Here is a 13,676-nt window from a genome sequence, read left to right on the forward strand (position 1 = left end):
ACCTCCACGACGGGTTCAATTACGAGACTCGCAGGTCTAGTATCTACTTTCAGAACTCGTCAGTCTCGGAATCACCCGGAGTGGTCATGACCCTCGCACCGCCCGACACCGAGTACGCCACCTCCACCCGGCACCAGCGCCGCTGGGCGACGCTCGGGGTGCTGTCGTTGAGCCTGGTGCTCATCGGCATGGACACCACCGTCCTGAACACGGCGATCCCGACCATGCAGCGCGACCTCGGCGCGACCGCCAGCGAGTTGCAGTGGATCATCGACGCCTACACGCTGGCGTTCGCCGGGCTGCTGCTGACGGCCGGCGCGTGGGGCGACAAGTACGGCCGCAAGCTCGCCCTCGCCGCCGGGCTGATCGTCTTCGCCGCCGCGAGCGTCTGGGGCGCCATGGCGAACGACCCCACCACCGTCATCGCCGCGCGGACGGTGATGGGCATGGGCGGCGCCCTGATCATGCCGAGCACGTTGTCGATCCTCATCGACGTGTTCCGCGACCCGAAGGAGCGCAAGCGGGCCATCGGCGTGTGGGCGGCGATGGCCGGCATCGGCATCGCGGGCGGCCCGGCCGTCGGCGGCTGGCTGCTCGAGCACTTCTGGTGGGGCTCGGCGCTGATGATCAACGTGCCGATCGCCGGCGCCGCGCTGCTGCTCGGGTTCTGGCTGGTGCCGGAGTCGCGGGACCGGACGGCGCCGCGGCTGGACCTCGTCGGCGCGGCGCTGTCGTGCGCCGGGCTGGTCGCGCTCGTCTGGGCGCTGATCGAGGCGCCTGCACGCGGCTGGACGAACGGCGTCACGCTCGGCGCGGTCGCGGCGTCGCTGGCGATCCTGGCCGGCTTCGTGCTCTGGGAGCGCCGCCACCCGCACCCGATGCTGCCGGTCGAGTTCTTCCTGAACCGCCGCTTCAGCGTGCCGGCGATCTCGATCACGCTGGTCTTCTTCGCGATGATGGGCGCCGCGTTCTTCCTGTCCGTCTACCTGCAGACGGTGCTCGGCTACACCCCGCTGGAGGCCGGGTTGCGCATCCTGCCGCTGGCGATCGGGCTGGTCATCGGCGGTCCGGCGGCCATGGCGGTCGCGCAGTGGGTCGGCGAGAAGTGGCCGACGGTGTTCGGGCTGGCGCTGCTGGCGGTGTCGTTCTGGATCTTCACCGGGACGACGGTCGGCAGCGGCTACGCGCCCCGCGGCCTCACCGCCACGATCGTCATGGGGTTCGGCATGGCGTTCGCGATGGGCCCGGCGACGGAGTCGGTGATGGGCGCGGTGCCACGGGCCAAGGCCGGCGTCGGCTCGGCGGTCAACGACACCGTCCGGCAGGTCGGCGGCGCGCTGGGCGTCGCGGTGCTGATCTCCGTCCTGAACTCGGTCTACTCTGCGCAGGTGGACGACGCCGCCGCCCAGCTCCCCGCCGAGGCCGCGCACGCCGCCGGCGACAGCATCCAGGGCGCCTACGCCGCCGCCGGCGAACTGCCCGCCGAGCCCGCCGCCGCCCTCGTCCACGCCGCCGACGCCGCGTTCGTCGACGCCATGACCACGACGACCGCCGTCGCCGGGATCGTCGTCCTGGTCGGCGCGCTGGTCGCGCTGCTGTGGCTGCCCAACCACGCCCGCGATGAACAGGCCTGACGAGCCGCGCCGCGGCCGGCCGCGCGACCCGGAGGCGGACCGCCGCATCCGGGAGGCCGCGGCCGGCCTGCTGCTGGAGCGCGGCGTCGACGGCATGACGGTCGACGCGGTCGCGGAGCGGGCCGGGGTCGGCAAGGCGACCCTCTACCGGCGCTGGGCCAGCAAGGACGAGCTGGCGCTGGCCGCCGCCGAGACGTTGTTCGAGCTGGAGGTCCGGGTCCCCGACACCGGCTCGCTGCTCGGCGACCTCGCCGAGATCTACACGGACGTGCTGCGCCTGGCCGGCAGCGACAACGGCCGGGCGTTCTTCCGGCTGGCCGCGACGGAGGCCGGCCGCGACCCCCGCGTCGGCGAGCTGTACCGCGCCTCGCTGGCCACCCGGCTGGCCGAGTCCGGCGTCGTCTTCGACCGCGCGATCGCCCGCGGCGAGCTCCCCCCGGACGTCGACCGCCAGCTGATGTTCGACTGGTTCGGCGGGATCATCGTGCTGCGCATCCTCACCAACGTCGCGCTCCCCCGGCCCGAGGACGCCGAGACGCTGGCCCGAGCGACGATCTACGGCTTCGGCGCCCGCAGCTGACCCGCGGCCGCCGCGACGACGGCGTCGGTCAGCTCGTCCAGCAGCGGCGACGCCAGCTTCCAGCGCTGCCAGTACAGCGGCACGTCGAGGTGGCGGCCGGGCGCGATCTCGACCAGCCGGCCGTCGTCGAGGGCGGGGCGGGCCATCGACTCCGGCAGCAGCGCCCACGCCAGCCCCAGGATCGTCGCCTCGGCGAAGCCGTGGGAGGTGGGGACGACGGTGACGGGGAGGACGATCCGGCGGCCGGTCAGCTCGCGGACGAACCGGTCCTGCAGCGCGTCCTTCCGGTTCAGCAGCAGTGACGTCGCCGCCGCGAAGGCCGCCGCCGCCGGGCCGTCCGGGAACCAGCGCCGGGCGAACGCCGGGGTGGCGACGCCGAGGTAGCGCATGCGGCCGAGCGGGCGCACGCCGCAGCCCTGCACGGCGTGCGGGTCGGCGGTGACGGCGGCCATGACGGCGCCCTCGCGTAGCAGCGTCGCCGAGTGGTCCTGGTCCTCCTGGTGCAGCTCGAACCGGGCGCCGCGCCCGTCCGCCAGCCCCGTCAGCGCCGGCAGGAACCACGTCGCCAGCGAGTCCGCGTTGACGGCGACCGCCAGCCGCACCTCGACGTCGTCGGAGGCCAGGCCGGACAGCGCCTCGCTCTCCAGCAGCCGCACCTGGCGCGCGTACCGGGCCAGCAGCTGCCCGGCATCCGTGGCGCCGGCCGGGCGGGTGCGGCTGACCAGCACGCGGCCCAGCCGCGACTCCAGCGCCTTGACCCGCTGGCTCACCGCCGACGGCGTGACGTGCAACCGGCGGGCGGCGGCCTCGAAGCTGCCCTCCTCGACGACGGCGGCGAACGCGCTGAGCTGGGCGAGGTCGATGCGCATCATGAAGCCATGCTAAGGAAGGCGTAGAAACTTTAGCTGGCCTATGGTCCACGCCGGCCCTAGCGTCGACGGCGTGTCCAGTGCCGTCGTCGGGTTCGCCACGTCCCTCTCGCTGATCGTCGCGATCGGCGCCCAGAACGCGTTCGTCCTGCGCCAGGGCCTCGCCCGCCGGCACGTCGTCCCCGTCGTCGCGGTGTGCGCGGTGGCGGACGCGGCGCTGATCGGCGCCGGGATCGCCGGGCTCGGCGCCGCGTTGACGACGCACCCATGGGCGCTGGACGTGGCCCGCTACGGCGGGGCGGCGTTCGTGCTCGGGTACGGCGCGCTGGCGGCGCGGCGGGCGCTACGGCCGTCGGCGCTGGTCGCCGGGGCGGGAGCGGCGGCGACGGCGCGGGCGGCGGTGCTCGCCTGCCTCGGCTTCACCTTCCTCAACCCGCACGTGTACCTCGACACCGTCGTGCTGCTCGGCGCGCTGGCCAACCAGCACGGCGACGACGGCCGCTGGCTGTACGGAGCGGGCGCCATGGCGGCGTCGCTGAGCTGGTTCACCGCGCTCGGGTTCGGCGCCCGGTCGCTCAGCGCGGTGTTCGAGCGGCCGGGCGCCTGGCGGGTGCTGGACGGCCTGATCGCCGTCGTCATGCTCGCGATCGGTACCCGCCTGCTGATTGGGTGAGCAGCGACTCGATCGCCTCCGACGGGTCGAGGCCCAGCTCGTCGGCCAGCAGCCGCCGGTACTCGCCCAGCTGGTGCGAGGCGACCGACCGGTTGCCCTCGGCCAGGTGGGCGCGGATCAACGCGCACCACGCCGACTCCCGCAGCGGCTCGGCCGCGATCGCCCGGTACGCCACGTCGATGGCCGCGCCGAACCGGCCCGCCGTGGTGAGGCGGCGGCTGAGCGCCTCGAGGGCGTGGATGCGCAGCTGACGGTGCCGCTCGCGCTCCAGCTGCAGCCACTCCTCGTCCCAGCCGGGGAGGATGTCGTCGGTGAGCAGGTCGGCCGAGTCCGGCAACCGGTCGCGGCCGGCCGGGTCGAGCAGGACGCGCGCGAGCCCCGCGCTCTCAGCGAGGTCGACCCGGACCGACGGCCGCAGCTGGAGCTCGTCGCGGCCGCTGTGCACCAGGCCGGCCGGGAGCTGGCCGATCCGCCACAGCGCCGTGCGCAACCTCGCCCGCGCCTGCGCCTGCGGCACCCAGCCCCAGAGCTGGCCCGTCACCGCGTCGCGGCGCTGCGCACCGCCGTTGACGGCGAGGTAGGCCAGCAGCCGCCGCGGGCTGGTGGGCAGCGCGACCGGGACCCCGGCGACGAGGACCTCGAAGGCCCCGATGACGTGGAGGTCAGCCATCTGTTCCACCGCAGCCATATCGACACCCCCCGGTTGGCCGGACCCACGCGATGGCTCGCGGGTCCGGCCTAGTCAATGTTGTACTCGCATGATCGCGACTCGCCTAGGGTGTGCCGGCGCCTACTCCAGGAAGTCCTCCGCGTAGCAGCTGTAGATGCTCGCCTGGTCCTTCAACCGGTCGATGATCCACGCGTTGAACTGCTTGAACGCCTTCGGCAGCGCCAGCAGCCCCAGTCCCCACTCGGCGCCGGAGGCGTAGGCGATGATCTGGCTCATCTTCACGATCCCGCCGGCGATGTCCTCGTCGAGCAGCCGCAGGTTGGTGGTGAGCCGGTCCTCGGGCACCTGCGGGCCGAACAGGTCCGGATGCAGCAGCCGGCTCAGGACGCGGCTCCACTCCTCGGCCCTGGGCATCTCGTTGTCGCGCTTGATGAGGAACACCTGGGTGTCGGTGGCGAACCGGTCGTCCATGCCGGGCTGCTTGATCTTCTCCAGCACGCAGCTCAGACGCTTGGCCGCCTCCGGTGTCAGCGTGGGCAGCAGCGGGGTGACCCGCACGATCACCTCGTCCAGCACGAGCGGGTCCGGCGGTGGCGTGTAGTCGCGGTACACGGTGATCTCGACCCGGCGGTTCAGGGTGTGCAGGCGGGTCGAGAACGGCCGGTCCTCGCCGTAGCTCTCGATGACGTATTCGATCCGCTCCACCGTCCCGACGGGCAGCCGGCCGGCCTGCTGGGCGACCAGCTCCTTGAGCCGGGCGGCCACCGCCTGGGCCCGGCGGCGGCCGAGGTCGAGGTTGTAGGCACGGGTGCCGACGGGGTCGGTGTGGCCCTGCGCGACGATCTTCGTCACGATGCGCCGCGAGTACCAGCTGCGGACGATCTCGCGCGCCAGCGAGGCGATCAGCCGCTCGTGCTCCTCGGTCAGCGTGGCCTTCGCGAACGGGAACCCGCGTAGCGACCGCTGGTCCACCGGCGCCACGACCGCCCCGACGGTCCGCGGCAGCAGCGCGTACACGACCAGCTTGTAGGTGGCCGCCTGGTCAGCCGTCAGCTGCGTGGACAGCCCGGCCGCCGCGGCCAGTGAGCCGGGCGCGAGCTCCAGCGCCTCCTCCAGCCAGCGGTTCAGCGTCCACGGCCCGACCGAGACGGCATCGAACGGCGGCACCTTCGACGGGTGCGCCTTCTGGCAGAAGCGGTGGAACGCCCGGAGCTTGTCCTGCTCGACGACGTCGAACGGCACCGTCTCGACGACCAGGACGTGCACGGTGCTGCTGGGCCCGGCCTTGGGCAGGTCCGGCAGGTCGACCAGCAGGCGGTCGCCCCAGCCCGGCTCCGCGCCCACGTTCGCCCGTGCCCCCGAGATCATCCACAGGATCCGTTCGGTCCGCACCGTCACCTCGGCGCTCACCAGCGGCTTGGCCCGCAGCACGTCGGGCAGCTCGGCGAGCGCCTCGGGCGGGAAGGTGCGGGTGAGCCGCGACAGGGCCGGCGCGGCCTGCTCCTCGAAGGCCGGCTCGCCCGGCGCCTCCTCGTAGAGGTGCCCCCACGACTCCTGCGCCTCGGCCGGCTCGGGCGCCGCCTCGGCCGGCGCGAACGGCGACTCCAGGAGGGCGGTGGTGAGCGGTTCGCTCGTCATGACGACCTCCGTCTCAGCCGCGGCCGTTGGTGGCGGCGACGGTGGGCGGCGGCGACGGCACGGGCGGCGGTGCTGCGGGGATGCGCAACGGCTGGGCGCTCAGGCTCCCGGCCACGCCGCCGACGGGCCGGTCCTTCACCCGGTCCCCGGTCGCGGACTGCCACAGGTCGATGATCCGGTTCATGTCCTGCAGCAGCTGGGCGTTCACGCCGCCGGCCAGCGGCACGTAGAGGGTCTCCGCCTTCTCGCCGGTGTCGAACGCGCCCAGCTCGATCGCCCGCAGCATCGCCGACATCAGGTCGGCCAGCTCGAACAGCTCGCGCGATCGCGCGGCCGGCTGCATGCCGACCCGCTGGGCGATCTTCGCCAGCCGGTCCGCGGCGCTGGTCGCGTCGGCCCGCAGGTCGACCACGATCGGCGTGTCCGGAGTCTCGAGCGTCAGGTGGAACCAGCTCATCGTCGTGACGTACACGAACTCCTCGCGAGCGAGCTGGCCGCCGCGACGGCGCATGGTCATCATGTCCTTGAGCGCGCTGCACAGGAACGCCACGTACTCCTTGTCGGTGGCGTTCGGGCCGCTCTCGTTGCGGGCGTTCTCGATGCCGAGCCACACCTGCCGCAGCAGTTCGGTCCACTTCTCCCGGAACCCGGTGTTGACGCCGCTGCCGGTGTCGGACTTCCAGTCCTGCTCGCCGGCCGACCCGGGCCGGGCCCAGCGGGCCGGGATCGGATGCGGCAGGTCCATGCCGAACATCCGCCACATGCAGTTGCGCCGGTTGACCCGGTCGTCCGGCCGCACGCTGCTGGTGACGCCGCCGATGGAGAACAGCGGCGGGTCGCGGAAGAACAGCTCCTCGGTGGCCCGCAGCCAGCGCAGCCCGCCGGCGGAGAGCGTGTCCAGGGTCTCGCCGGTGACCAGGCGGCGGACCACCTCTGCCAGCACCTCGAACACCCCGGTCGACTCCACGAGGTACGCGTAGGCCGCGTGGTCCCACGCCAGCCCGCTGGCCTGCAGTCGCAGCGGCTGGCCGCCGAAGACGTCGGGATCGGCCAGCACCACACCGGACGGCGCGACCTCGGCGCCGCCGATCACCTGGGGCCGGGGCAGGTTCAGCGTCTCCACGACGTCGGCGGCGCCGAGGAACGGTTCGAGGGTGGACGGGTCGCCGAACGCGGGCACCGTCCGGGCGCTGTCCCATGCCTCGTCGAGCCAGCGGCTGAGCTGGATCGGGTGGACGAGGAACACGTCCCGGCGGTCGCGGCCGGGTGTTGCGGCGAACAGCTGGGCAAGGTTTCTGAACATGTCGTGGGCCCCCTTCGGCAGGTCAATCGACCGGGGTCTGGGCCGGCAGCCGCGGCAGCCGGGGTCCCAGCCGGATGGGCTGGCCGGCGCCGTTCCACACCTCGAGCCGCGCGATGTCCTTGCCGCGGGTGCGGTCCAGCGTGACGGTTCCGGAGGAGCCGGAACCGCGGTCGATGCCGAGCAGTTCCGGCTCCTCCTCGCCGGCGGCCTGCACGGCTACCCGGGCCGCCGTCGCCGGGAGCGGCTCCAGCTCGACCCGCTCCCGGTCCTTGTCCTGGAACCGCCGCGCGCTCACCAGGACACCGCCCGGCGCGAGCCGGCCGGTCAGGGCGCCGAGCACTCGATAGTCGAGGGCGGTGCGCCGCTGGGCCACGGAGGCCGGTCGATCCCCGTCGCCGCGACGCCGGTCATCGTGCAGCTCGGTGGTGTGCTGGGTGATCGCGGTGGCGACGTCGTGCAGCGCCGTCACGAACTCGCGCAGCGTCGCCTCGGACGGCAGGCCGCCGTCCGGTGGGCGGTCAGCGGACATGTCGATCTCCTCCTCCAGTGGGTCAGGCGGCCCGCGCGGGCGCCCCGGGCGAGAGCCGGGCCAGCCAGTCGAGCAGGTCCCGGCGATGGGCCGGACCGTTCACCGGGTCCGTGACCGGCCTGATCGCCAGCCACGCCAGCACCGCCAGCGGTTCCCGGCGGGCGAGGTACTGCGAGGTCAGCAGCGACGGCCCGGCCCGGCGGGCCAGGGCGTCGAGCGCGTCCGGCGACCGGCGGGCCGGGTCGGCGACGGCGGACAGCGGCCGGCCGCCGAACGCGGCCATCGGCTGCCGGGTGCAGACCCGGACGATGTCGTCGAGCGCGTCCACGCTCAGCCGGGCCAGGCCGGCCGTCTCGGACGGCGCCCGTTCCGGCGGGTGGCGGCGCGCCCAGGCGACGGCCAGGACGTCCCACGGCCCGGCGCCGAACCAGCTCCGGCACAGGGCGGCGTTGACGATCACCCGGATCCACGGGAACGGGTGCGGATCGCCGTGAACCGCCTGGTAGACCGCCGCGGTGTCGCCGTCGACCACGTTGGCCAGCGCCGGCAGCGGCGCCCAGCCGGCCTGGGCGAACGCGTGGACGTCGGCCGCCAGCTCGCTCGCCCACGCCCGCCACGCCTCGGCCAGCTCGCGGGACCGGGGCGCCAGCGCGACCGCGAGGGCGTCGGCCAGCTCCGCGTTCCAGCCGGTCAGGTGGCCGACCTGATGGCCGCATTCGTGCAGGATGGCGGTCGGGTAGCTGAGGTTGTGCCGGGTGAGCTTGATCGCCGCGACGGGCGACGGGCTGGTGCGGTCCCAGAGCCGGACGTCCGCACGCAGGATCGCCGCTCCCAGGCCCTTGTCGACGTAGACGACGGCCGGCGGCGCCGCGATGCCGACCCGGCCGAGGATCACGTCGAGGCTGTCGCCGGCGATCACGTCCAGTCCGCTCAGCACGGCGGCGAGCGCCGGGTTGGTGCGCGAGCCGACCGCGTCGCCGTAGAAGTCGAGGATGGTCTCGACCTGCAGGTAGCGGCGGCGCAGCGCGAGCACGCTACGGCGCACCGCGACGGTGTCGTCGCCGCGGGTCAAGGCGGTCGAACAGTGCGCCGCCTCCAGTGAGAGGTCCGCGACGACGGCGGCGAGCCGGTCGCGTACCCGCATGCGCAGGTACTCCTCCAGACCCGCCCAGGCGGCGGGCGCGGCGATGGTGTCCAGGTCGGCCAGCGCGTCGACGGCGTGCCGCCAGTGCGCGATCTCCGCCGCCAGCTGCACGCGCTCGGGCTCGGCCGGGTCCGGCTCAGCCATGGCGCAGTCCCGGGCGGATCGCGAGCACGGGCGTTCCGGGCGTTCCGGCCGCGAGCGCGTCTCGGCCGGCGAACGGGAACGTGAACGTCAGGGTCAGCCCGGCGGCCGGGTCCTGGGCGGCGCCCGCCAGCGTCGGACCGGCGGCCGGCAGCTCCTTGGCCAGCGCGGTGATCATCCCCTCCGCCAGCGCCTCCGCCAGCGCGCGGCGGCGCTCGGGCGGCATGGGGCGCGGCGCGTTCAGGGCGCGGGACCGGCCCAGCCGCTGCGTCAGCCAGTCCCGGGCCGGCGGACCCAGCAGCCGCCGGACGGCCGCGATGACCTGGGTGTGCGCCCGGCGGTCCAGCTGCGCGGCCAGCGTGTGCGCCATCCGTTCGCCGATCCGCAGGTGCACCCGCAGCCGCGGTGCCGGGCCGGACAGGTCGACGCGGACGGCCAGCCGCCGCACCCGCCGGGCGTGCCCGGGCCGTCCGGGGACGACGACGCGGAACAGCCGCTGCCCCGGCGCGGCGGGAACCCGGGCGCCGGTACGGGAGCCGGCGGCGCCGAGCGCCGGGCGCCGCAGCAGCGCACCCGCCACCTGCGGCGTCAGCTCGCCGAACTCGTCCGGCGACAGCGTGCCGTCCTCGTCGGCTGCGGCCAGGTGCCCGCGCCGGGTGCCCGGCATCGCCTCGAACAGGTGCACCTCCACCTCGGCCGGCCAGCTGCCGACGCCGTCGTCGAGCAGCCGCTCCTCGAGCGTCTCCTCGCCGCTGACGACGATCGCCCGGGCCGTGGGGCGGCTGAGCAGCACCCGGTACGGGTGGCTGTACGCGCGGTAGCGGTAGCGCGGGCGCGGGCCGCGCGGCATCATGATCCACCCGCCGGCCTCGGTCTCGCCCTCGTCCTCCCCCAGGTCCGCCCGGAGCACCCGCGGCGGCAGGTACCGGGCGGCCGCCTCGGCGAACGCCTCCTGGACCTCGGCCGCGACGCGGACGTCGTCGGCCAGCGACTCCGCCGGCAGCGAGAGCACCTGCCGCACCGTCTCCTCCAGCGTCGACACCAGCGCCTCCGCCCCGAGCACCGCGGCCTCCTCGTGCTCCAGGCGCAGCAGCCGCAGCCCGGTGTCCGCGATCGGCGGGGCCAGCGACTTCGCCGCCTGCCGGCCGACGAACGGCGCGATGAACGTGGCCAGCGGCCCGGCCAGCAGCCGCTTCACGCGGTCCCGCCCGATCAGCCGGACCGCCGTGCGGACCAGGGGCATCGCGGCCGTGACGGCGGGGATGAACTGCTCCACCGGCGCCACCGGCGCCTCGCCCGGCGTCGCGTCGGCCAACTCGGCGGCCAGCCGGGCCCGCGCGGCGTCGAGGTCGGCGACCGGGTCCTCACCGGCCGCCCGGCCGGCGTCGGCGGCGGAGAGCAGGAGCTCCTCGGCCGCCGCCTCGTCGGTGACGGTGAGCGCCTGCGCGTACTGGCGGTCGAAGTCCTCCGCGACTTCCCGGCCGGTCTCCGGGGCGCGGATGCCGAGCTTGGCCGCCAGCGCGGCAGCCGGACCCTGCAGCGACGCCGGCAGCCGGTTGCGTGCGGCGTTGAGCACCCGCTTGACCAGCGGCTCGACCAGCTTCTTGAGGATGCCCGTCAGCTGGCCCAGGCCGGTGATGCTGCCCAGCACGCCCAGGCCGGTTCGTGCCACCGCCGTGGCGGCGGTCTTGACCTTCGCGAAGCCGCTCTTCACCTTGGCGACCAGGCCGCCCAGGAACTGCTCGGCGGCCGGGCTCATCGGGTCGGTCCGCGCCTGCGCCGCGGCGAGCTCGATCTCGTCCTCGGCCACCGACTCCGGGGTGCGGCCGGCGAACGTCTCCTCGAGATGGTCGAGCACCCGCCGTGCCTCGTCGAGCAGCCGGGCCGACCACGCCTCCAGCTGGGCGTCCCGGCCGTCCGCCTCACCCTCCGACGACGTGGTCAGGTGCACGGCCGCGGCCTCGTCGACCAGCGCCTCGACGGCGTCGTCGAACGCCTCGTCCTCCAGCTCGGCGAGCAGGTCCTCGAACAGCTCGCCGTCGTCGCCGGCCGCTTCGAGCCGGCTGGTCGAGAACGGGGAGAGCAGTCCGGGCAGCGTCAGCTCGGCCGCGCCGGGCTCGGCCGGTGGCCCGGGCGGCCGCTCGGCCTGCAACGCGCTGCCGACGAAGGGCGACACCATGGCGGGCGTGTTCATGACGACCTCCAGGGACGACTACGGGAGGGACCGTAGGCGGCGCCCGTGTGCGTGATCGTCACCGTGGCGTCTCCGGCCCGTCTCGGCTGTCGTCATCGGGCCCGGGGTCGAGCGCCAGCAGCGCGGTCAGCCAGTGGCCCAGCTGCTCGCCGGCCGCCGCCGCGGAGCCGCGCACCAGGCGGCCCTCGACGTCGCCGGTCGCCAGCATCCGTACCTTCAGGTCATCGCCGTCCACCCAGCAGCGGACGACGACCACACACCAACGCGGACGGGGCATGGGGGCAGCCTGCCGCCGCGGCGTCTGCCGGCCGTATGCCCACCCGTCACCCGCGCCGTCGCCGGGACCGGTCGGTCAGGCCGGCGGGCGGGCGCTGACCAGGCCGGTCTGGTAGGCGATGACGACGAGCTGGGCGCGGTCACGGGCGCCGAGCTTGATCATCGCGCGGCTGACGTGGGTCTTGGCGGTCGCCGGGCTGAGCGACAGTTCGGCGCCGATCTCGGCGTTGGACCGGCCGGTGCCGACGAGGGCGAGCACCTCGCGCTCGCGCTGGGTGAGCACGCCGAGGCGATCCTCGGCCACCTGGTACGCCGTCCGGGCCGCGGTGAACTGGGCGATCAGCCGCCGGGTGATCTTGGGGGCGAGCAGCGCCTCGCCGGCGGCGACGACGCGGATGGCGTGCAGCAGCTCCTGTGGCCCGGCGTCCTTGAGGAGGAACCCGCTGGCGCCGGCCTCGAGCGCGTCGAACACGTACTCCTCGGTGTCGTACGTCGTGAGGATCAGCACCTTCACCCGGTCCAGCCCGGGGATGGCGGCAATGCGGCGGGTCGCCTCGATGCCGTCGAGGCCGGGCATGCGGATGTCCATCAGCACGACGTCGGGACGGGACTCGCGGCAGCGCTCGATCGCCTCGGCGCCGTCGGCCGCCTCGCCGACGACGTCGATGTCCTCTTCGACGTCGAGGAGGACGCGGAAGCCGGTGCGCACGAGCACCTGGTCGTCGGCGAGGACGACGCGGACGGTGGCGGACGTCATCGGGCGGCGACCTCGACGCTGTTCAGCGGCAGCCGGGCGCACACCTTGAAGCCGTCGCCGTCGGGGCCGGCCTCGAACGTCCCGCCGAGCAGCTCGCACCGTTCCCGCATGCCGGCCAGCCCGCGGCCCGGCTCGACCGGCGGGCCGGGCGGGGCGCTCAACTCGCCGCCGTCGTCGGCGATCGAGACGCGCAGTTCGCCGCCGCCCAGCTCGAGGCCGACGGCGACGCGGGCCGGCCCGGCGTGCCGGATGACGTTGGTGATGCCCTCCTGGACGATGCGGTAGGCGGCGCGGTCGACGTCGTCGGGGACGACCCCGGCGGGCACCGCCCCCGTCACCGTGACGTCCAGGCCGGCCCGCCGCCCGACGGCGACCAGCTCGTCCAGCGCGCCCAGGCTCGGCCCGGGCGAGCCGTCGTCGTCGCCGCGCAGCACGCCGAGGACGGAGCGCATCTCGCGCAGCGCCCGGGCGCTGGTCTGCTCGATCGTCAGCAGCGTCTCGCGAGCCCGCTCCGGCCGCTTGTCCAGCACGTGCGCCGTCACCCCGGCCTGCACGTTGATGATCGCGATGGCGTGCGCGACGGTGTCGTGCACCTCGCGGGCGATGCGCAGCCGCTCGGCGTCGACGCGGCGGCGGGCCTCCTCCTCGCGGGTCCGCTCGGCCACCTCGGCCCGCTGGACGGCGTCGGTGGCGATGACGCGGCGGGAGCGGACCGACTCGCCCAGCGCGGCGGCCATGATGGTGGCGCCGATGCGGAACGCCAGCCAGCCGATGCCCTCGCCGCCGGTGTCGGCCGTGGCGATCCAGACGACGGCCAGCACCGTGAGTCCGTTCGCGACGACGACCAGCGAGCGCCGCCCGTCGCCGTGCGCCGTCACCGTGTAGATGGCCACGAACAGCGACAGCCAGCCGGGGCCGTCGGGGAACCCGGAACCGAAGTAGGCGACGCTGACCAGGCCGGTCACGATGAAGACGGGGATCGGCCAGCGCCGCCGCACCAGCAGGACCAGGCCGCTGAGCATGAGCAGCGCGTTGCCGGGGATGCCGAGCGCCTCGGCCGGCCCGCCCAGCTCGGGCTCGCGCTCGATGGCCGAATGCGTGCCCTGCACCTGCAGCAACGTGACGAAGCCGGCGATCAGCACGTCCTGGGTGCGCGCCGACAACGTCGGGAGGCGCTGTACCAACCGCTCCATGGCAGCGATCGTAGCGACGCGCGCCCACACCCGGCGTCGTCCACCCGGTGCGGCGGGCTACTCCCGGTGGCGTAG

13 protein-coding genes are annotated in these 13,676 nt (G+C 74.6%); 3 read left to right on the forward strand and 10 right to left on the reverse strand.

Annotation, left to right across the window (positions count from 1 at the left end; all coding sequences use genetic code 11):
* The first annotated feature begins 86 nt into the window (after positions 1–86).
* Positions 87–1,634 (forward strand): MFS transporter, encoded by a 1,548-nt coding sequence (locus ACW62_RS17425; RefSeq protein ID WP_053205487.1) that lies wholly within the window; start codon positions 87–89, stop codon positions 1,632–1,634.
* The gene (locus ACW62_RS17430; protein ID WP_053205397.1) at positions 1,621–2,214 is read left to right on the forward strand and encodes a TetR/AcrR family transcriptional regulator; all 594 of its coding nucleotides are present in this window, start codon (positions 1,621–1,623) and stop codon (positions 2,212–2,214) included. Before ACW62_RS17425 ends, ACW62_RS17430 begins: the two co-directional genes overlap by 14 nt.
* Here ACW62_RS17430 and ACW62_RS17435 read toward each other — a convergent pair.
* Complete coding sequence (locus ACW62_RS17435; RefSeq protein ID WP_240477329.1) at positions 2,190–3,086, reverse strand: LysR family transcriptional regulator ArgP; 897 nt, start codon at positions 3,084–3,086, stop codon at positions 2,190–2,192. The two genes, ACW62_RS17430 and ACW62_RS17435, sit on opposite strands and share 25 nt — an antisense overlap.
* Positions 3,087–3,126: 40 nt before the next feature.
* Between ACW62_RS17435 and ACW62_RS17440 the strand changes: the two genes are divergently transcribed.
* The gene (locus tag ACW62_RS17440) at positions 3,127–3,756 is read left to right on the forward strand and encodes a LysE/ArgO family amino acid transporter (RefSeq protein WP_053205398.1); all 630 of its coding nucleotides are present in this window, start codon (positions 3,127–3,129) and stop codon (positions 3,754–3,756) included.
* Here ACW62_RS17440 and ACW62_RS17445 read toward each other — a convergent pair.
* From ACW62_RS17445 to ACW62_RS17485, 9 genes are all read right to left on the reverse strand, one after another.
* Complete coding sequence (locus ACW62_RS17445) at positions 3,719–4,426, reverse strand: AfsR/SARP family transcriptional regulator (protein WP_083459867.1); 708 nt, start codon at positions 4,424–4,426, stop codon at positions 3,719–3,721. The genes ACW62_RS17440 and ACW62_RS17445 overlap by 38 nt on opposite strands.
* Before the next feature lie 120 nt (positions 4,427–4,546).
* Positions 4,547–6,064, reverse strand: a complete 1,518-nt coding sequence (locus ACW62_RS17450) for an OmpA family protein (RefSeq protein ID WP_053205399.1) — start codon at positions 6,062–6,064, stop codon at positions 4,547–4,549.
* A gap of 13 nt (positions 6,065–6,077) precedes the next feature.
* Positions 6,078–7,367: a hypothetical protein gene (locus ACW62_RS17455; protein ID WP_053205400.1), complete on the reverse strand. Its 1,290-nt coding sequence runs from the start codon at positions 7,365–7,367 to the stop codon at positions 6,078–6,080.
* Between the two features lie 22 nt (positions 7,368–7,389).
* On the reverse strand, positions 7,390–7,896 hold the full coding sequence (locus ACW62_RS17460; protein WP_053205401.1) for a hypothetical protein: 507 nt from the start codon (positions 7,894–7,896) through the stop codon (positions 7,390–7,392).
* 22 nt (positions 7,897–7,918) lie between these two features.
* A complete protein-coding gene (locus ACW62_RS17465; protein WP_053205402.1) occupies positions 7,919–9,184 on the reverse strand; it encodes a hypothetical protein in 1,266 nt (421 codons plus the stop codon).
* Positions 9,177–11,375, reverse strand: coding sequence for a hypothetical protein (locus ACW62_RS17470; RefSeq protein ID WP_053205403.1), 2,199 nt, complete (start codon positions 11,373–11,375; stop codon positions 9,177–9,179). Before ACW62_RS17470 ends, ACW62_RS17465 begins: the two co-directional genes overlap by 8 nt.
* Before the next feature lie 58 nt (positions 11,376–11,433).
* The gene (locus ACW62_RS17475) at positions 11,434–11,652 is read right to left on the reverse strand and encodes a hypothetical protein (RefSeq protein WP_157574821.1); all 219 of its coding nucleotides are present in this window, start codon (positions 11,650–11,652) and stop codon (positions 11,434–11,436) included.
* A 75-nt stretch (positions 11,653–11,727) separates the two neighbouring features.
* Entirely contained in the window at positions 11,728–12,408 is a 681-nt protein-coding gene (locus tag ACW62_RS17480) for a response regulator transcription factor (RefSeq protein WP_053205405.1), read from the reverse strand.
* Complete coding sequence (locus ACW62_RS17485; RefSeq protein WP_053205406.1) at positions 12,405–13,601, reverse strand: sensor histidine kinase; 1,197 nt, start codon at positions 13,599–13,601, stop codon at positions 12,405–12,407. The genes ACW62_RS17480 and ACW62_RS17485 overlap by 4 nt, the downstream gene beginning before the upstream one ends.
* Positions 13,602–13,676 lie beyond the last annotated feature (75 nt).

It is taken from the genome of Jiangella muralis, assembly GCF_001270745.1.
In the GTDB taxonomy this organism is placed as follows: Bacteria; Actinomycetota; Actinomycetes; order Jiangellales; family Jiangellaceae; genus Jiangella; species Jiangella muralis.